The 19,843-nt window shown below is 59.4% G+C and carries 15 protein-coding genes; 6 read left to right on the forward strand and 9 right to left on the reverse strand.

All coding sequences use genetic code 11. The annotated features are described in order from the left end of the window. Positions 1–357 precede the first annotated feature (357 nt). Both UP09_RS07250 and UP09_RS07255 read left to right on the forward strand, forming a co-directional pair. Complete coding sequence (locus UP09_RS07250; RefSeq protein ID WP_044537379.1) at positions 358–1,332, forward strand: GDP-L-fucose synthase family protein; 975 nt, start codon at positions 358–360, stop codon at positions 1,330–1,332. A gap of 64 nt (positions 1,333–1,396) precedes the next feature. Further along, positions 1,397–2,704 (forward strand): WcaI family glycosyltransferase, encoded by a 1,308-nt coding sequence (locus UP09_RS07255; RefSeq protein ID WP_044537380.1) that lies wholly within the window; start codon positions 1,397–1,399, stop codon positions 2,702–2,704. Between the two features lie 105 nt (positions 2,705–2,809). Here the strand turns inward: UP09_RS07255 and gmd are convergent, their stop codons facing one another. The 4 genes from gmd to UP09_RS07275 all read right to left on the reverse strand — a co-directional run bounded on the left by gmd (position 2,810) and on the right by UP09_RS07275 (position 6,945). Next, on the reverse strand, positions 2,810–3,901 hold the full coding sequence (gmd, locus tag UP09_RS07260; RefSeq protein WP_044537381.1) for a GDP-mannose 4,6-dehydratase: 1,092 nt from the start codon (positions 3,899–3,901) through the stop codon (positions 2,810–2,812). A gap of 641 nt (positions 3,902–4,542) precedes the next feature. Next, positions 4,543–4,944, reverse strand: coding sequence for a hypothetical protein (locus UP09_RS07265; protein ID WP_044537382.1), 402 nt, complete (start codon positions 4,942–4,944; stop codon positions 4,543–4,545). After that, positions 4,941–6,143: an ERF family protein gene (locus UP09_RS07270; RefSeq protein WP_044537383.1), complete on the reverse strand. Its 1,203-nt coding sequence runs from the start codon at positions 6,141–6,143 to the stop codon at positions 4,941–4,943. The genes UP09_RS07265 and UP09_RS07270 overlap by 4 nt, the downstream gene beginning before the upstream one ends. Further along, a complete protein-coding gene (locus UP09_RS07275; protein WP_044537433.1) occupies positions 6,127–6,945 on the reverse strand; it encodes a YqaJ viral recombinase family protein in 819 nt (272 codons plus the stop codon). Before UP09_RS07275 ends, UP09_RS07270 begins: the two co-directional genes overlap by 17 nt. Before the next feature lie 432 nt (positions 6,946–7,377). Here UP09_RS07275 and UP09_RS07280 point away from each other — a divergent pair, with 432 nt between their 5' ends. Continuing rightward, positions 7,378–8,976, forward strand: coding sequence for a purple acid phosphatase family protein (locus tag UP09_RS07280; RefSeq protein ID WP_044537384.1), 1,599 nt, complete (start codon positions 7,378–7,380; stop codon positions 8,974–8,976). Positions 8,977–9,512: 536 nt separating this feature from the next. Here UP09_RS07280 and UP09_RS07285 read toward each other — a convergent pair. The 3 genes from UP09_RS07285 to UP09_RS07295 are packed head-to-tail and all read right to left on the reverse strand — an operon-like array spanning position 9,513 to position 11,991. Continuing rightward, positions 9,513–10,094: a DUF5681 domain-containing protein gene (locus UP09_RS07285; RefSeq protein WP_044537385.1), complete on the reverse strand. Its 582-nt coding sequence runs from the start codon at positions 10,092–10,094 to the stop codon at positions 9,513–9,515. Further along, a complete protein-coding gene (locus tag UP09_RS07290; protein WP_044537386.1) occupies positions 10,091–10,717 on the reverse strand; it encodes a DUF5681 domain-containing protein in 627 nt (208 codons plus the stop codon). Before UP09_RS07290 ends, UP09_RS07285 begins: the two co-directional genes overlap by 4 nt. Further along, complete coding sequence (locus tag UP09_RS07295; protein ID WP_044537387.1) at positions 10,714–11,991, reverse strand: site-specific DNA-methyltransferase; 1,278 nt, start codon at positions 11,989–11,991, stop codon at positions 10,714–10,716. The genes UP09_RS07290 and UP09_RS07295 overlap by 4 nt, the downstream gene beginning before the upstream one ends. 728 nt (positions 11,992–12,719) lie before the next feature. On the opposite strand from UP09_RS07295, the gene UP09_RS07300 reads away from it, so the two are divergent. From UP09_RS07300 to UP09_RS07310, 3 genes are all read left to right on the forward strand, one after another. Next, the gene (locus tag UP09_RS07300) at positions 12,720–14,042 is read left to right on the forward strand and encodes a UDP-glucose dehydrogenase family protein (RefSeq protein ID WP_044537388.1); all 1,323 of its coding nucleotides are present in this window, start codon (positions 12,720–12,722) and stop codon (positions 14,040–14,042) included. 247 nt (positions 14,043–14,289) lie between these two features. Then, positions 14,290–14,550 (forward strand): hypothetical protein, encoded by a 261-nt coding sequence (locus UP09_RS07305; RefSeq protein ID WP_156164492.1) that lies wholly within the window; start codon positions 14,290–14,292, stop codon positions 14,548–14,550. A gap of 388 nt (positions 14,551–14,938) precedes the next feature. After that, positions 14,939–16,663, forward strand: coding sequence for an undecaprenyl-phosphate glucose phosphotransferase (locus UP09_RS07310; protein ID WP_245301781.1), 1,725 nt, complete (start codon positions 14,939–14,941; stop codon positions 16,661–16,663). Between the two features lie 107 nt (positions 16,664–16,770). Here UP09_RS07310 and UP09_RS07315 read toward each other — a convergent pair whose 3' ends face one another. After that, entirely contained in the window at positions 16,771–17,085 is a 315-nt protein-coding gene (locus tag UP09_RS07315; RefSeq protein WP_044537391.1) for a hypothetical protein, read from the reverse strand. Positions 17,086–17,566: 481 nt separating this feature from the next. Then, positions 17,567–19,828 (reverse strand): GNVR domain-containing protein, encoded by a 2,262-nt coding sequence (locus UP09_RS07320; RefSeq protein ID WP_044537392.1) that lies wholly within the window; start codon positions 19,826–19,828, stop codon positions 17,567–17,569. Between the last annotated feature and the right edge of the window lie 15 nt (positions 19,829–19,843).

The following is a 19,843-nucleotide window of genomic DNA, read 5'->3' on the forward strand; positions in this document are numbered from 1 at the left end:
TATCCTCATCGCTTCGTTCCGTGGCGGAACAGGTGCCCCCGGGTTCGCGTCGAGACCCCTTACGGTTGGTACTGGGATCGCGCATGCGTCGTGTCCAGTGAACCGGTCCTGCGTCGAGCCTACTGAACTCTGAATCTAGTTTTCTCGAGAAGGGCAACGGCAGTCGCGATGGTGGCGTGCTGCGATTGTCCATTTCCGCATCACCGCCTGCTCTCATTTTGCGCAGGCTACACGTTCATTATGAATACGATTGTATTGCAGTGCACGCTGTTGCATGGTGAAGATTGTGTTAGCAAAATATTGAGATTGCGCTGAACTGCGAAGCAGTTTGGGTTCAAGTTTTTTTAAGGCTGTAGCATGAGCGAACGTTCGGCCTATGAGCTGTCCGGAAAGCGGGTGTTCGTCGCCGGGCATCGCGGTATGGTGGGATCCGCCATTGTGCGCCGTCTCGCCTCAGAGAACTGCGATGTGCTCGTGGCGGATCGCCGTGAGTTGGATCTCACGAAAGAAGACGCGACGCTCCAATGGTTGGAGGCCAACCGTCCGGAGGTCGTGATCCATGCGGCGGCAAAAGTCGGAGGAATCGCTGCCAACAATAATTTCCCGGTCGATTTTCTCTGCGACAATCTCGCCATCGAATTGAACGTGATCCGGGCAAGCCACGCGATTGGCGTTCGGCGTCTCCTGTTTCTGGGGTCGTCCTGTATCTATCCCAAGCACGCCAAGCAGCCGATCAGCGAAAGCGAATTGCTGACGGGACCGCTTGAGCCGACCAACGAATGGTACGCCATTGCCAAGATCGCTGGCCTCAAGATGTGTCAGGCCTATCGCCGCCAGTTTGGCGACGACTTTATTTCCGCGATGCCGACCAATCTTTATGGTCGTGGCGACAACTATCATCCCGATCACAGTCATGTCCCGGCGGCGCTGATCCGGCGTTTCCACGAAGCCAAACTTGCACAGGCGCCGACCGTAACGGTTTGGGGCACCGGCACGCCGCTGCGAGAATTTCTGAACGTCGAAGATCTTGCCGACGCCTGTATCTTTCTGCTGAAGACCTATTCAAGCGTCCTTCCGATCAATGTGGGCAGCGGCGACGAATTGTCGATCGCGGATTTCGCCGCGATGGTTGCCGAGGTCGTCGGATACGAGGGAAAGCTCGTTTTCGATGCATCCAAGCCAGATGGGACACCGCGAAAGCTGCTCGACAGCTCCCGGATTCGGTCGCTTGGCTGGCACCCGAGTGTCCCCCTGATGACGGGTCTCCGCGCTGCATACGAAGATTTTCTCCAGGGCTACGGCCGCCACCTGGAAGTCGCCGCTGCCCGTTGATTTAGCTTGCCTCGTTTTTGGTCGCAGAGCCTGCGACGCCGCGCATAAAGTTGGATTTTGAGTAATGCGAATACTTTTGGTCGGAATTAATTACGCGCCCGATCTGATCGGAGTGGCGAAATATAATACTGAGCTTTGCGAGGGCCTCGCGGCCGAGGGACATGAGGTGAGAGTGATCACCGCCCCGCCCTATTATCCCGATTGGAAGATACCTGCTGCTTTCCACAAGTCCTATTTCAGGGCGAGAAATATCGGCGGTGTCCGTGTTACTCGCACGCCGATCTACGTGCCCCGACGTCCATCAGGTCTCAAGCGATTGGTTCACCACGCGTCATTCGCGCTGACAAGCGCGGTGCCGGTTTTGCGCGAGGCTTTCTCCTGGCGACCCGACATCATGTTGTCGGTCGCACCGTCGCTGATGTCGGCTGCGCTCGTCCCATTCATCGCGCGTCAGGTCGGCGCGAAGTCATGGCTTCACGTGCAGGACTTCGAAGTCGATGCGGCCTTTGACCTGGGGCTTCTTCAAAATAGCTTGCTCCGCAAGACCATGCTCAAGGTCGAAGCAGCCATTCTTCGTTCATTCGACCGGGTTTCCTCGATTTCGTCCCAGATGGTGGATCGCCTGAAAAGCAAGGGGATTGCTGCCGAGCGGACCACCGAGGTCCGGAATTGGATCGACACCAAAGCGATATTTCCTCGACCAAAACAGTCCAGTTATCGCGAGGCGCTTGGCCTCGGCAAGGATGATATTGTTGCGCTTTATTCAGGGACCATGTCCGCCAAACAAGGGCTCGATCTCGTGATCGAAGCTGCAGTGCTCCTAGAAGGCAGCCATCCCCGGGTTCATATCATTCTGGCGGGCGAGGGGCCTCAGAAAGCAAAACTTATAGAAGCGGGGGCCAACCGCTCGAGAGTCCATTTTCTCGGGCTGCAGCCCGTCGAGCGGTTCAACGAGCTGATGGCGACGGCAGATTTTCATCTGATTCCGCAAAGGGCTGAGGCGGCTGATCTCGTCTTGCCATCGAAGTTGGGAGCAATTTTTGCCTCTGGACGACCGGTGATCGCGATGGCCGGGAAAGGCACCGGCCTCGCGGCCGAGGTCGAGGGAGCCGGCTTGGTCATTCCGCCCGGTGATGCTCGTGCACTTGCGTCGGCAATTTGCACGCTTAGCGAAGACCGGGCGATCTGCGTGCGATTGAGTGCGGAAGGGCGGAATCGTTCGATTGAGCGTTGGGACCGCCAGACCATCGTTCGCCGTTGGGCGGAAGACATGGTGGCCGCGCGCGGTCCGTTCGGCAACGACGGCGCAGGCCGGGCGAAGGTCGAAAATCGGATTCCTCTTCCGGTGGAAGACGCGGTCGGAACACCCTGACGACGTGCGCAGCACCGCTCGTTGATCGAGGCGGCGGCACACCGGGCATACAGGAATGGAAGGCCGAGCGAACTTGGCCCCCAAAGCCCGTTTTCGCCCGGACGGTCATTCGTGCCGTGGAAAGTACCGGAATCCGTGCTGCTTGATCAGCTCGTCTCGCTTTGCTGAAGCCAGATCTTCCTTCATCATTTCTTGCACCAGACTTGCAAACGAAGTCTTTGGCTCCCACCCTAGCTTCTGCTTTGCCTTGCTGGGATCCCCGAGCAGAGTGGCGACCTCGGCGGGTCGGAAGTAGCGTGGGTCCACCGATACGATGCATTTGCCTGTTGCGGCGTCGTACCCTTTCTCATGGACGCCGCTACCTTCCCATTGCACGTGAATTCCGACCTCATTGGCAGCGATGTTGACGAAATCCCGTACCGAGTGCTGTACACCGGTTGCGATCACGAAGTCCTCAGGCTCTTGCTGCTGCAGCATCAGCCACTGCATTTCGACATAGTCCCGGGCGTGGCCCCAGTCTCTCAGGGAATCGAGATTACCCAGATAAAGGCGCTCCTGCAGGCCGAGATGGATACGCGCAAGCGCTCGGGTAATCTTTCGAGTGACGAAGGTCTCACCGCGTACGGGGGACTCGTGATTGAACAGGATACCGTTGCAGGCGTACATGCCGTAGGCTTCGCGGTAGTTGACCGTGATCCAGTAAGCGTAAAGCTTGGCAACCGCGTAGGGCGAGCGGGGGTAAAAGGGCGTCGTCTCCTTCTGGGGAATTTCCTGAACCAGACCGTAAAGTTCGGACGTTGATGCCTGGTAGAAGCGAGCCGTCTTTTCGAGACCGACTATCCGCATCGCTTCCAGAATGCGAAGCGTTCCGATTGCATCGGAGTTTGCCGTGTATTCAGGTTCCTCGAACGACACAGCTACATGGCTTTGCGCGGCGAGATTGTAGATCTCGTCGGGTCGTACCTCCGCAACGATACGGATAAGACTGGACGAGTCGGTGAGGTCCCCATAGTGCAGCTTGAACTGCGGGTTCGGCTCGTGCGGGTCAAGATAAAGGTGATCAATACGATCTGTATTGAAGAGCGAGGCGCGGCGCTTGATGCCATGGACCTCATAACCTTTCTCCAGAAGCAGCTCTGCCAGATAGGCCCCGTCTTGCCCAGTGACACCTGTGATCAACGCGCGTTTCTTGGTCATTGAAATCTCATAAAGGTTGAAACCTGTACTTACGCGAAACTGCTTGTGCCGGCTACGGGGAGATGAGTTTTTCGATTTTTGCGAGAAACTAATGTTAATTCCGTCGTCACCGCTTACGATCTGGTAGCGCTCGGCCCTGCTGCCTGGATTACGGCAAAGGGATTTGTAGCGACGGACCATACCGGGTGTCAGCCATGCTTGCACTCTCAATCCGGTGGATGCGAGCCAATGACTGCTGCAGCGGCAAATGCGCTACTATGGCCGAAGCGGGTTGCATCAGTAGTATGCACAGCTGCCGAGTAATTGTGCTTTTCTGGAAATTGCTTCGCCGCATCTCTGGCAACCACCTCGTCATCATCAGAACGGAAGGTTCGCTTGCCTTGGCGGGCAACGCGGTGGCACTTTAAGTTTGATTTCCTGTCGCAACCCTACGGGCCGGTGCGGCGTTCGCTGATACACGCGACAAGGGCTCGACCGTGCTGGCGGTTGCCGCCACCATCGATGACCATAGAGCCGCTCAACTTCAAACGCTGTGAGCGTTGCGGCCCGTCGAAAATCAAGCCATCGGCCTTTTCCTTGACGGTGCTGACGAGAAGCGGGACGAGAAACAGAAGCCCAAGTGTCCGGCAGAAATTGCTAGCTCAGCGAGGATCGATGTCGGGGCCGAAGATCGGCTCGCGCCGCTTCTCGCCATCGGACTGCCAGTCGTCTAGCGGAAGGTCAATTTCGGGCCGTTTGATGTGTATCGTGGATGGCGGTCGATCGGCGCCGCACTCAGTGCAAGCGGCCGGCAAGCATTCCTTGCAATTTTCCGACCTCTTTCGCTCTTGACGATGATCGTACCAGTGGGCGGCAATCAGCATGCCGGCAATGGTGAGCAATCCGCCGACAGGGCCGACGTGATGAGCGTAGAAGCGCACGCCTAACATCACGAGCGAGTAAAGCACCACGCACGCGATCGAAAATGCGATGCCGTGTCTCATCCAGCCATACTGCTTTGCGGGTTGCTGATGCTTTTCGAATTCGAGGGGACCGTTCTTCATCTGGGTTGGACCTCCGTTCCGAGCTTCGGGGAGTACGCACGATCCGGCGCAGGGAGGTTAGTGACGGCCTCTGCCGAACTAGCCGCCCATAATTCGTCCGCGACGGGCAGCGGCGATATCTGCATGTTGGCCCACCACGATCGTTCGTTGCCTTCCCGGTGCAGAGCTTGATGGTGCGAGCGACACAGCGGCACGGTGAATTCGTCGCTGACTTTGCGCCCCAGGGTTTTGGGCTGCGCGAATTTGAGATGATGCGCGTCCGATGGGGCTTGCCTGCAAACGAGGCAGGGCTGTTCGCGAACGAATGCCAGATGCGCCTTGCTCCGCTTCCGGGGAGCCTCTTTGGGGAAGGCAAGACTGCCCCCAGCGGCATCAGGGAGGATGAGTGTTCGCCCCGCCTGACCGTTCGGTGTTTCCACGGGGACGGGCTCAGCGGGGAGAGCAGGGCCTGTCTGATCGGCATCGTCCGATCGTCCATGGTGGGGGGTATCGAGGCTGGGAGGCGTGGGTTTCTCGAGCCTCTCCTGGTAGGCGGCCTCGACTACTCGCGCGTCGGCCTCCTGCAGCGTGTTCTTGAGCGGGAGGCTTGCCTTGGCCCAGGCCAAGAACGCGTCGCTACTCGAGAGGTCCGCCAGTTGGGCGAGAAGGCGCTCCCGCAACTCGGCCGACCTCTCGGGCTCGAGAACCGGCGGCCGGTTCAGGACGCCCTTGGGCGGTTTGCCCTTGGGTCCGGAGATTGCCTTCGGTTCGGTCGCCACTGGAGGTCCGGCAACCGTGTCCGGGGCGTCCAGATCATCCTCCCCGGCAATCCCGACCAGGGCGAAGAGGGCATAGCGGCGGGCATAGGTCAGGGCCGCCCCCATCCGGTGGGGGGCCTCGATATCCTTTGCGGCACAAACCGGCCAATCGGAGGAGATCCATTCGCCGGATGCGTGCGCAAGCAGGGTGGTGAGCTGGACCTGGCCGCTTGCTGGGTCGATCCGTGTGGTCTGGATGGTTGCGATCTCCTGCTGGCTTAGCGATTTCCTGACGATGTCGAGCCCTGCGGCAAGCGAGGCGTAACGGAAGGTTTTGGCGCTCTCCCGGGGAAAGGGTGATTGGATCACCGCGGTCAAGGTCTTTTCGGGATTGGCTAGCTCGGCCTGCGCTTTGGCCAGTGCAGCCGCGATCGTCCCGATGCGCTCACTGGACTGATGCATCGGCCGCCTCCTCGGCGAGAGCATCGAAGCTGATGGCGCCGGCCTTCGAACGCTTGGCTTTGATGCCGTGGCCGCTCGCCTCCTTGGCGTCCTCAGGCATCAGCTTCTTCAGCTCTGCCTTGGCTAACTCATGCTCGCCGTGCGCCTCCTTGGTGTGCAGGTAGGTCGCGGCGAGTTCGGCCCAGAGATTGGATGAGGCCATGTCGACGATCTTCACGGCTTCCAACCGCGGGCGCGGTGTCTCGATGTTGAAGAGGTTCGGCCGTTCGCCGCTTTGGACACAGCGCCAGAACTTCTTCTCCGCGGTAAGCAGGAGATGCTGATAGAGCGGATCGGCGTAGATCTCGATCTGCACCCATTTGCCGCCGCCGGTGATGATTGAGAGGTTCGAGGTGCGGGAGGCGGTGACCCACATGTTGTGCTGGAGCTGCGCCATATGCTTTTCGGCTGCGGCGTCTTCGGTGAAGGTCCACGGCAGCATGAACTTGGCCTCGAAGACCGCGCCGGTCTCTGCGATCATGCCGTCCAATGTTGCTGCCATCCATTTGTGGATGGGGTGACGTACGCGCTTTTGGATGTCCTTGATCGTCTGTCCCGTGGATCGCTGATACCAGGCGCGGTTCAGGACCTCCGTCACCGTCCCGAGCTGGACGATCAAATTATCGGAGAGGTCTTCCGGTTCGACCTCGCCGCGCTTCTCTTCCCAAAGACGGACGAGCCTGTCCTCATCATCGCCCATGATGATGCGCGCGTCCGACCCGCCGACGAAATGTCGTCGGTCGTTCGGATTGAATCGGATGATCTGAACGGGTGGCTGTGGCGCGTAGGTCGCGTCGGTTCGAAGGTCGGCTTGAATGTCAGTTTGAACGGTACTCACCGGTATCTCCTGCTTTAAGACTGCGCGGCCTGTCTGCCGCACTGCCTTAAGCCCCGCGCTCGCGGGGTGAGATACCGATGCCGTTTGCATCCGGCAGAATCAGTAACGCTCCGTTTGGCTGGGAATGCCAGTCCTTTCCCGAGCAAGATTCTTGCTCTTTTGCGCGGCTTTCGGCGAGAAGATGCTCACGAGCACCCGCTCCACCCATTTGGCCGCCGCATCTTCTGTAGCAGGCGTGACCGCGACGACGACGCGTTGCTCGTCAGATATAAGAGGCGGTCGAAGGCCGGTTTGCCTAGATGTCGTCAAGTTGCGATAAGCTCTTCCTGGTTGCTATGGAGCAGAAATCTCGCCGCCATGACCGAGCATCAGAACGAAGCATTCAGCCTTGACCTCAGTCGCCGCAAGCTTCTCGCCGCAGCGGGCATCGCCGGCGCGGCTATCGCGGCGGCCTCCCTCGTCCGAGCCGCGGACGAACGAGTCCCACTCGAAAGCCGATCGTCCGATCCGGTGACGACACCTCCGATCACTGGACTGCACCTTCAGTTTGGGGCGGATGCCTCGTCGGAAATGGTGGTGTCTTGGCACTCGCTGCAACCCGTTCAAAACCCGAAAGTCGTGCTTGGGCATCTCGATGGCAGATTCGAGCAAACGGTCGAGGCCACGCCGACAAGCTATATGGATGCGAAGTCCGGGAAGCCGGTGTATGCCTATCACGCAAAACTCCGTGGACTGCAGGCTGAAACGACCTATCTTTATGGTGCCATGCACGACGGCGCTGAGCCGGAGTTCGCGACTTTTCATACCGCCCCACGTGGCCGCGCACCGTTCACGTTCACGAGCTTCGGTGATCAGGGTACGCCGACCCTCGGTAAGAAGTTCGTGCCGCCCGCGGGAATGACGCTACAAAATCCTCCCTTTGTGAACGACAATCTAGGCTCGCCTGCGGCCGGCGATACCACGCTTGGCGTCGAGCGGTTGAAGCCGTTGTTTCATCTGTTCAACGGCGACCTCTGCTATGCCAATCTGGCGGAGGATCGCATTCGCACCTGGTGGGATTTCTGGGACAACAACACCCGTAGTGCCCGCAAGCGTCCCTGGATGCCTTCGCCTGGCAACCATGAAAACGAACTCGGCAATGGGCCTATCGGATATCAGGCCTATCAAACTTATTTCTCGGTACCGGAGGCCTCCGGGCAGACCGAAGTTACGCGGGGTCTTTGGTACGCCTTCACCGCGGGCTCGATGCGTGTGATCAGCATCGCCAATGACGACATCTGCTATCAGGACGGCGGCAACTCCTACGTCCGCGGCTATTCGCAAGGAGCTCAGAAGGCTTGGCTGGAACGGGAATTGGCCGCGGCGCGCGACGATCATGGCATCGACTGGCTCGTGGTGTGCATGCACCAGGTCGCGATCTCAACGGCCGACATGTTTAACGGCGCTGACCTCGGTATCCGCGAGGAGTGGGTACCGCTATTCGACAGATTTGGCGTTGACCTCGTCGTGTGCGGCCATGAGCACCACTATGAACGCTCCCATCCGATCCGCGGCCGTGAATCGAACGCGACGCTGACGCCCGTGCCGGCGGCGACGGCAACCGACGTCATCGACACAACCAAGGGGACGGTGCACATGGTCATCGGCGGCGGCGGAACATCTGTGCCATCAAATCAGCTGTTCTTCGACCCGCCCGCTTGTCGGGTCATCACGGCCGTCGGTGAACCCGACCCGAAGACAGGGAAGCGCCCGCCCGTTTATGTCCGGGAGCCGGCGCCCTGGTCGGCGATGCGCAACGCGGCGCATGCCTACGGCTTTGCCGCATTTACGCTAGATCCAGGCTCAGTCCCCGGTGGGACGACCTCGATCAAGGTGGTTTATTACGATGTAGTCGGAACTGACGGTCAGATCGCGCCCTTCGAAAGCTTCACGCTCGTCCGTCCCCGTCGCGATTAGGCGCTGCATATCGCGCCTCGGCGTTCCCCTTGCAGGGCAGATCAGAGACTGCGAATCGCATGTCAGGAGCTTGCAAAGGCTAGTAGAACATCAATAATCAAACCCGTCCGCTGATCTGAGGAGGATTTTTTCATGAAGATGCCAGCTATCGCGCCAGTGCTAGTTGCTTTTGCTTCAGTAGTTTCAGCATCTCACACGGCTTCTGCCGCCGAGCTGTCGATTGCTCGCGCTCACCGGTCAGCTTACATCGTAACGGCCCCGAGATATGTTTATTGGGACGATGTATACCCTCCGGCGATTTATGGTCCGTATCTCCGTTCGGTAGAGGAAGTTCGGGCCTCGAAGGGCGCCGCTCAGCCGGTTTCCGCACGCTGGCGGGGTTATGGTTACGCTTGGTAGACAAGGTTCATCTTTTTAGCCGGGATTTGCTTAGTCCACTTGACGGTCATGCCAGCGCGTCCCTTTCGAAGTGGACCTGTCGTCGCGCTGGCGCGAATAGTTATTGAAGTCGGTTCTACCGTCGACGCCGCGTTTGTTCACGGATAGCAGCTCCACCATTCCGGCCACCGCACCTTCTGTGGCGTGCGCGTGGCCGCAACAACGACGCGCTGCGCGTCGGGCGTAAGCGGGTGGGGCAGGCGGGCCAGTGCGGCTTCGACAATCCATGTTTCGAGCGCCATACGTGCGGTTTTTCGGAGAGGGTCGAGCTTCGTCGCCATCCTCAACGCTTGGAGTGCGCATGTGACGCCGCCGGGGGCAACGGCGACCAAAACGAATTGAATCGGGCCGGCCGGCCGTTGTCGGTTTCTCGCCTGTTCGATCAGCGCAAGCGAGGTTCGCGCGGCAACGCCGTCGCCTTCCAGACCGCGTTTGGCAAGCTGGAGCAGAAACGCCTGCTCCGCGGGAGCGCGGCGTTCGCGCCCGCCTTCGCGGATCGTCACCATCTGTCCGAGCACAGTCTCATAGGGAGGAGCGCTGCGGTGGCGGCCGCGCGGTCGGCCCGCGGGGTTGCCGCTACGGCCCTTGGCAAACTGCGTTGACTTCGGTGGCTTCCGATAGCCTACCTTGTCGGGATTTTCGCGTTTCTCTTCTTCTGAGGGATTATCCAAGAATATCATTTGCGGCTCCCCGGCCAGACCAGAGACTTCGGATCGCGCGTGCAGCGCTGAACATCATAGCGGTTCCTCTCGGTAAGAGGTTCGCTGCCACGCTTGCGGTTAAGCGCCGCTTGCGCCGCCCATGGCTCGAGAAGGAGCTGTGCCCGGTCCGCGCGAATGTCGGCTCGTTCCGGATTTGGTGCGGCGATCCCTAAGATCACAAGGGCTGCATCCGCGTTATCTGGATCGATTGACGGGATGAAAGGGGGGATATCTTTCACAACGGGCTTGGGTTCATGCTTGGCCCGCCACTCCTCGCGCTTCATCATCCATTTGAGCACTTCGCGAATTGCCAACCGCTTTCCTGCCAGCGCGTCCCTGAAGGTTCGTTGCTGGAGTCCCTCCTCCATTGAGACCTCACGGGTCTGATCGCCGTTGGTCACTGTGAGTGTCTTGTCCAAGAGGACGTCGAAGGCCGAGGTCCGCGCGCCCCGCGAGCCGGAACCCCGCGGCCGCCCCTTGGGATTGCCGCTGCGGCCCTTCGGAAACTGGCCCGAGCTCGGGTTGGAGCGCGTTTCTCCCGGATGTACGTTGGAGCTGGATTCGGATTGAGGGTTGGCGTCGGATTCGGACACGTTGCTCATGACGCTCCCTCGAGGCGCGGCTCAAGGCCGGTTTGGTCCGACCAGCGCTCCAGTGCTACGTCGACATATTTCGGGTCGATCTCCAGACCGCGGCAGCGGCGTCCGCTGCGCTCGGCGGCTAGCAGGGTGGTCCCGGAGCCGAGAAAGAGATCGAGCACCAGATCTCCGTGCCGGGTCACATCCTTGATCGCGTCAGCAACCATTGCGGTTGGCTTGACCGTGGGGTGGAGGGCGAGATCTTCACGCCGATTGCCCCGCATCGAGTTTGCGGACGCATAGTCCCACACGTTGGTCCGGTTGCGGCCGTGCTTGCCGAGCTCGACCATGTTGAGGTGAGGGGCTGCTCCCACGCGATAGACAAAGACCAGCTCATGCTTGGACCGGTACAACGATCCCATTCCGCCGTTGGACTTGTTCCAGATGCAGAGATTGAGGAGATCGCCGTAGACCTTGGAGCCGACCGCGGAGACGCTATTCATATGCCGCCAGTCCATGCAGACGAAATGGACCGCGCCATCGCGGGAAACGCGGGCCGCCGCACCCAGCGTATCAGCGAGGAAGGCGCGGAACTCGGCTTCGCTCATTTCTCCCGATGCCATCGCGAATTCGCCGTGTCGGCCGGATGGGTTGGCATTGCCTTCGATGCGGACATTGTAGGGAGGATCAAGGAAAGCCGCATCGATACGAGCGCCGTCGCCGATCACACGCCGCAGGAATTCGCCGTCGCGGCAATCGCCGCATCCGACCCTGTGCTGGCCCAGGATCCAGATATCGCCAGGCTTCGTTCGCGGCACGACCGGAACCGGCGGGATGATTTCATCGTCAACCTGGCGGGCTTGGGCAAGGATGACGTCGATCTCTCCGGTCGAAAAGCCGGTTAGCGTTGCATCGATATCGAGGTCGATGGACGCGAGCTCGCTGAGTTCTTGCTGCAGGATTTCCAGATCCCAGCCCGCATTGAGCGCGATCTTATTATCTGCGATCCGCAGCGCGCGCATTTGAGCACTTGACAGTCCGGACAGGGTGACCGTTGGGACTTCCGCAAGCCCCAGCGCTTTTGCAGCCTTGAGCCTGCCGTGGCCCGCGATGATATGGCCAGCGGGGTCAACCAGGATCGGATTTGTAAACCCGAATTCCCGGATGGAGGCCTTGAGCTGTTCGATCTGGCGTTTCGGGTGGGTCCTTGCATTTCGCGGGTCCGGGATGAGATCGCTCAGGGAGCGATAGGCAATGTTGAGCGGCGCAGCCGGTAGAATCGGGAATGGTTTGTTCATGCACGCTCAAATAGCGCGCCATGGCGAGAGCGGAAGTTTTTCAAACTCCTCACCTTCAGCTTCTCCACCAAATCCCCAGAACCAGCAGGCTTTCCACTAATTTGGCCGGCAAATCGCGCCTGCGTTCGGAAAGGATCAGCCAATTGTTGGCGGCCGATCTTGCGAGGGTGATCCAAATGGTGATGTCTGTTTCCTGAGGCGCGGAATAACTGATGCATCGCTCGAGGCTGCCTGTTCAATTGCCTGTTTTGGGCAATAGCAGGAAAGTGCCGCAACGATCGCCTAACGCACAGATATCAGGGCGCAATCGCGATTGGCCCGCCGCGGCGGATCGGCGGGAAACCAGTTTCGCGAATGGAATCTTGGAAGAATTCCCTGTTATGGACCTGGGAGCCGGGCCCAAAGCCCGTCCACTTTGCGCACGCAACGAAGACTTGGCATCTTTAGCCATCGCCAGTGTTAATGGACGGCGCCTGTTATCCCCATCGCAGGGAGTGCATGCCAATAGTGAGGCAATTCGCGCCCAAATTCAGGGCGCCGGCGGTCCAGCGCGATAGCTGGTCGCGCATCGCGCGCTACGGCATGAAGTGATCGTCGAGCCCGGTTCTCGCGCTTCGCCGAGGCCGTCAACCTAATCGGAAGGTTGCCCTTTTCCCGCGTGTAAAGTCGTGTTCTAAGGCGTCCATAGACGTTTCCAGCTCATATTGAGACAGCCAGGGTTTTTCCTTATGCGCATCGCGATGATTGGCGCGGGCTATGTGGGCCTCGTATCTGGTGCCTGCTTTGCGGATTTCGGTCACGACGTCATCTGTGTCGACAAGGACGAAACCAAGATCGCCGCGCTTCATCGCGGCGAAATCCCGATCTACGAACCTGGCCTCGATGAATTGGTTGCATCCAACGTGAAGTCCAAGCGTTTGGATTTCACGACTGACCTCACCAGGTCCGTAGCCGAGGCTGACGCCGTATTCATCGCCGTCGGCACCCCGTCGCGGCGCGGCGATGGGCATGCCGACCTGTCCTACGTCCGCGCGGCTGCGCGTGCGATTGCGACGGCGGTCTCAGGATTTACCGTCGTGGTGACAAAATCCACCGTTCCGGTCGGCACCGGCGACGAGGTCGAGCGCATCATTCGCGAGACCAACCCGGAGGCCGATGTGGTCGTCGTCTCAAACCCCGAGTTTCTGCGCGAGGGCGCGGCCATCCGTGACTTCAAGTTTCCCGACCGCGTCGTCGTCGGCACATCTGATGAGCGCGGCCGCAAGGTCATGAGCGACATCTATCGTCCGTTGTCGCTGAACCAGGCACCCCTGATGTTTACGTCGCGCCGAACCGCCGAGATGATCAAGTACGCGGCGAATGCGTTCCTTGCCACCAAGATCACCTTTATCAACGAGATCGCTGATCTCTCCGAAAAGGTCGGCGCCGATGTACAGGAAATCGCGCGCGGCATTGGCCTCGACAATCGCATTGGGACCAAATTCTTGCACGCCGGCCCAGGCTTCGGCGGCTCCTGCTTCCCAAAAGACACCCGTGCGCTGATCAAGATCGCTCAGGATCACAACGTGCAGATCCGGATTGTCGAAGCGGTGCTCGCGGTAAACGAGAGCCGCAAACGTGCGATGGCACGCAAGGTGAGCTATGCGCTTGGTGGCACGCTGCGCGGAAAGACCATTGCCGTGCTTGGTCTTACCTTCAAGCCCGACACAGACGATATGCGCGAGGCGCCATCAATTCCGCTTATCACGGGCCTTTTGGACATGGGCGCGAGGGTGCGTGCCTATGATCCGGCCGGCATGGACCAAGCCCGTCTGGAACTGCCGACCATCGAATATACCGAGGATGCGTATGACTGCGCAAAGGGTGCGGATGCGGTCGTTATCGTCACCGAATGGGTGCAATTCCGTGCGCTCGACCTCGATCGGCTGAAGCAGACGATGAAGCAGCCCGTTGTCGTTGATCTCCGCAATATTTATCGACCGGAGGACATGGCCGCTGCCGGCTTCGTCTATGAGAGCGTCGGGCGAGGAGAGGCTTCTGGTGAAGGGTAGCAGTGGGATCGCGAGAGCAGTCGCTTTAATGGCCGGCCAGAACAGCAGCGTGCGTGGATAGAGCGGAGGCTCGGCGCGGCGCGCGATTTCCCTACATCGGTGAGCATTCATAGGACGGCCGCGCTGCACAAGCGCCTCGCAATACGACGTCGCTGACGTCGCAATTTTAGGTTGTTAGAGGCTTGACTGCCATGAACAATTTAAGGGAGTATTGACTTTTCATTTCTAGCATTACGAGGTAGCGACTATGGCTGCATTTCATATGGACTCTTCCGTTACCCAATCGATCACCCGTGCCGTTCCCAAGGCCGCCGTTCTTTCCTGCACCGCTACAAGTTCGCCTGATGTCTATGCTCACGCGATCTGGGTGGTAGTTGGAGATATCAGACAATTTACTCTGCACGCAGGCGACAGCATTGTGGTGCCGGATGCTGCGACTCTCACGGTCTGGATTTTCCGCAAGAACCCCGGCAAGAGTACCTGGGCCGCGGACTTTGACTTGACCTAGGAACGGCGGCAGAGTCTGTTGCTGCTGAGCTCCGAAATTAATCGATGGGGTGGGTGGCCGAGGCGACCGATTCGGCAGGCGATGGCTATTCTCAAGTAAAAGTCATCCAGCAGGTCATCTTCGAGATTCGTTCTTGGTGCCGATCCTGAAATCATTTGATCGATCTGATGACCTCTCGACCATTGCTTGCAAGATACCGTCGACGGTCGGTCCGAATCCTAGTCGTCGCTCTCGCATCCGCTCGCCGACGTGCCCACGGATCGGTCCAAAAGGAGTTCGGGTTCTTTCCTGCCCAACGGTGCTGAAGCGGTGGGCGTGCGCGACCTACGATTCGGGCAAACGGGTCACACGACCGCCTCGGTCGTAGAGTGGCAATCTGACGAATTGCTTGCGCTGGTTGTGCGATGGCCGGGATTGGATCGGAAAGCGCGTCTTTATCGCCGCCGAGATCAAATTGCGTGCGGAACTCGACGCAAAATGCGGCACGACTGGAACAGAATGTCAGCTTCGTGACAGGACTGTTGCCCGCATATCGCATTTGAAATCGCCGATAGCTGCGCTGCAAAAATTTCGAGTGCAGCGCCACAATGTCGCTGCGATCAGTTCGCACCTTCCGATTGCCAAGCTGCAAATCATCAGCATCGCGATCAGTGTCACGTGCTCTCGAGACCTAGAGGTTCGAATGGCTGTTGCTACCTATAGTCCCCATAACGCCCATTCCGTTCCTTCTCCGCGTGGTACCGTTCTTCAAAGACCGTTTCAGGTCTTTGTCATCGCTGCCGATCTGCTGCTAATCGTGCTCTGCTATGCAGTGGCGTCTGAGCTCTATCTTGCAGCAGTCGCGTCGCCGACTGATGGTACGTCCGTTGGAGCCGGCCTGATCGTCGGCATCGTGTTCGTTGCGATCGCGTATTTTCAGGGCGTCTACGACACGCATCGTCTCCTCAACCTCACCTGGCAGTTGCGCAAGTCGATCATCATTTGGCTGGTATCGCTGACCATCCTCGCCGTTGCAGCATTCTTGTTGAAATCAACGGACAATTTGTCCCGCGGCACCGTCATTGTGTTTGCGACCATTGGTGGGGTCGGCTTGATTGGCCTCCGGTTTGCCTGGCAGTTCGTACTCGGCACGAGCTTTGCGAAGGGGCGATTGGTGGATCGCAAGGTAGTGCTGCTCAGCTTGAAACCGCTCGATTTCACCTCCAATCGCTTCAAGGACCTGCACAAGAACGGGTTTGACGTGGTGCGCCATTTCGTGCTCGGAGCAGATAGCGACGACAGCCGGTGGGACAGGCAGATAAGGGACGTGATTCGTCAGTCGCGCGCAGCCGACGTGGATGAGTACCTGCTGGCACTTGACTGGAACGAACTGCCGCTGCTGCAGAAGCTTGGACAATATTTGCGCGCCGTGCCGCAACCCATTCGTTTGCTGCCTGACAATTCGATAGCGGATCTGGTGTCGCGGCCCTTCTTGCCGGTCAGCGGAACCGTCGCGATTGAAATTCAGCGGCCGCCGCTTTCCGTGTTCGAGCGTCTCCAGAAGCGCTGTCTGGACGTGGGCGTCGCGTCGCTGGCGTTGGTGACGTTGATGCCCCTGATGATCACGGTTGCTATCCTGATCAAGTGGGATTCACCCGGAAAGGTGATCTTCCGGCAATCGCGCCGCGGGTGCAACGGCAGGCCGTTCGAGATCTGGAAATTCCGTAGCATGACGGTTTGGGAGAACGGGCAGACGGTGACCCAGGCCAAGAAGGAAGATCCCCGCGTCACGAGGATTGGACGCTTCCTCCGGATGACCAGCATCGACGAGTTGCCCCAGCTTTGGAATGTGATCCGCGGGGACATGTCGTTGGTCGGGCCGCGTCCTCACGCGCTTGCGCATGACAATTACTATGACGAGCTCATCAGCAACTATGTCTACCGTCATCACATGAAGCCGGGGCTGACGGGCTGGGCTCAGGTCAACGGCTTTCGAGGAGAAACGCCGACCATCGATCTGATGGAGAAGCGGGTCGAGTACGATGTCTGGTATGTAAGCAATTGGAGCATCTGGCTCGATCTGAAGATCCTGACCAGAACTGCAACGGCTTTGATGTCCCAAGAGGCTTACTGAAGCGCGTTCAGTAGTCGCACAGGTGGTGAAGAGGGGCATCTGAAGGCCAACGGCTGCCCCAGTGGGGCTTGTGTCGAAGCCGGTCCAGGGCCACGGGCTGGTGGCTACTAGTTCGGGTCCCGGCTTCCGTCTTTGCGGCCCAGCGACCTCTTCACGAGCCGCTCGACCGCGTGAAGTGCTGCGATCAGCGGGGGCGCGAGGACAAAAAAAGCACCCATTGCGATCGCGGCGACGATATGGCGCAGCGAGAGTGGCTCGTCGTGGTCGAGGGGACCTGCGCCCTTGTCGATCGACACAGGTGACAAGGCGGCTTTTGATAGATCGAGCTGCTTCCGGGGCTTGCGGGGAGGAACCATAATCAACACGAACAGAACGTTGATCAGGACCCACACGACCAAAACAGCCAATACAGCAGTCACCATCTGAACCACCTGAAAAGCAATTTGATTATACGCTCAACCAGTTCCTCGGTGCTTAAAAAGTTTGCACAAAGTCACAGTAGCAGGGAATGGCTTGATCTACCTTTTTGTGCTTCCCCCGGGCCTGCGGCGAGAAATGGTGCCGCGACCCAAGACTTGGATAGCTTGAAGGTCTAGCTAAGGCAACGGTCCGCGGACGTGCATCCGGAGCACTACGGTACTTCCGGCACACACCAGGCCGGCGGCGTCCATCGGGGCCAACGACAATCTGCGCGCGGCGACGGAGCCGGCCCCGTCGCCAAATGGCGATCGTAGGCCAACTGGGCCAAAAATCAGACGAAACTCCACGGTAGGCGATCTAGGCGAAAGGCTGCGACCGGCAGGATCAGGCCTCCGCTCAGAACTTTCGCCGACTTTCCAGCCGCGGGAACTTGAGTTCTCCCGCTGCCGGCTCCTTCGGAGAGGGGAGGCGCGCTGTCCCCCCTCAAGCTCCCTCGACGTAATAGCTGTTATAGTGTGAGCCCTTGTACGCCTCGATGCGCTTAAGCATGTTCGGATCGGCGCGGTTCAGCACCGCACCCAGGAGCTTCTTCTGGATGGCTTCCGAACTCGATACGGATTCGTGAAGCGCACTGCGCGTCGTCTTGCCCCATTCGATGACATAGACCATTGCATCCACAAGATGGCTCATCGCCTTGGAATCGGCGACCGGCATCACGGGCGCCAGATCGATGATGATATATTCGTAGTTCTGCCGTACCACCGCGAGCAGCTCGGCCATGGCCTTGGACGCCATGATGTCGGCCGAGTTGACCATGCGGGTCAGGTAGATCGACGGCAGGAAGTCGAGACCGGTCTCCTTGCTGCGCTGGATCTGATAGCCGAACGAATGCGGGTCTTGCAGCGCCTCGACGAGTCCGGTCTTGGCATCAGGTGCGAGGTCGCGCGTGAGCGAACGCGTATGAAGGTCGCCGTCGATCAGCAGCGTGCGGTGTCCCGTCAGCGCGGTCAGGTGACCGAAATTGGCCGCGACCGTGGTCTTTCCTTCCTTCGGCAGCGACGACACGATGCCGATCACCTTCACGTCGCGGGTCAGCCGCGCGACGTCGATCGATACCTTGATATTACGAAGGGTCTCTGCAAAGCGCGAGAACGGATGATCGATAACGTGCCTGGAGAGCTCCGCTCCCGCTCTGTTCTTGCCGGGTGATCCCTCGGATGGCAGCACCGCGCGTGCCCTCTGGGTCAGTTTCGCCCGGCGGATATCGGGAAGAACGCCGAGGCATTTCACGCCGATTTCATCCTCGACTTCGCTCGGGGTGCGCATGACGTCGCTCAGCAGTTCGCGGGCGAAGGCCGCGCCGAAGCCGAGACAGAGCCCGCCCACCAAGCCTCCGACAAGCGCCAGGAGCGTCTTTGGCGAGCTCTTCTCGTAAGGCTTGACCGCGGTGCTGATGATGCGCGCCTCGCTGATCGGGAAGCTCTGGTTCTGTGTGGCGTTCTGCAGTTTCTCGAGGAAGTTGTTGTAGAGGTTCCGATAGGTGTCGGCCGCGCTTTCGAGATCGCGCAGCTTGACCTGCGCCTGCCCGGTATTGTCGGCTTGGGCGACCATGCCCTTCACGCTCTGGTCGAGGGAGGCCTCGCGGCTTTTGGCGATCTCATAGTCGCTCCGGTAGGCGTCTGCGATGCGGCGAACCTCGTCGGCGATTGCCTTCCTCAGCTCCTCCATCTTGTTCGCGAGGTTGATCGACGCCTGGTGCGTCTTGCCGTAGCGGACCGACCAATCCGCATACTGGGCTGCCAGATCAAGATACTGGGCGCGGAGGCGGGTGATGACGGTGTTGCTGAGGGCATCCGTCACGGTCGGCTGAACCAGGTCCTTGTCCTGGACCGCGTCGATGCGGTCCAGACGGGCCTTGGCCTCGGCCGTGGCCGCGCGAGCTTGAATGAGCTGGGTATTGACGTCCGAAAGCTGTTGCTCGGTCATCAGGCCACGGCTCGTACCCACGATGTTGTTTTTAGCCTTGAACGACTGTACCGCCTGATCGCTGGATGTTGCCTGGGCGCGAAGCTCCTCGCTGCGTTGCTGGAGCCATTCGGTGGCTCGTTTGGTCGCCTCGTACTTGGCATCAAGCGCGCCCAGGATATAGGCGTTCGTGATCGCGTTGACGATCTGCCTGGCCTTGCCCGGATCGACTGACCGGTAGCTGAGCGACAACACGTAGGTGGTGAGGAGCCGCTCGACCCTGAGGTTCTTCTGGACGAGTTCCACGGCCGCATGTTCGATTCGTTCTTGTCGTTCTTGTGACGGTACGTCACCGGAGCTGAACAACGCAGCCACCTTGCCTGTGACGAATGCAATCGGACCGGGGTTGGACCCGTTGAATTCGGGATCGTCGGTCAACTTCAGGCGGCGAACGACCGACAGGATCAAATCGTCGGAGTTGATGATTTCGACTTGGCTATCGACAAATCCCGTGTCGATCAGTGCGGTGGTGGTGCCGCTGTCCTTGTCGAGGACCTGGGCCTGCTTGGTGTCAATCAGGATACGGCCATTCGCCGTATACATCGGCTTTGCCAGCATCAGATAGAGGAGCACGAGCGTCATCACGCCCCCGAGCACCGAAGCGATCAGAGGCCATTGGCGGCGCAGCACGTCGAGCACGCGCTCGGCGCTCAGGACTGCTCCGCCAATCTCGATGGCGAATTTATGGCTGGGATGGAACTGCTCTCTCGGCTGGTACATTTGCAAATTTTCACT

The sequence above is a fragment of the Bradyrhizobium sp. LTSP885 genome (assembly GCF_000938305.1).
Classification (GTDB): domain Bacteria; phylum Pseudomonadota; class Alphaproteobacteria; order Rhizobiales; family Xanthobacteraceae; genus Bradyrhizobium.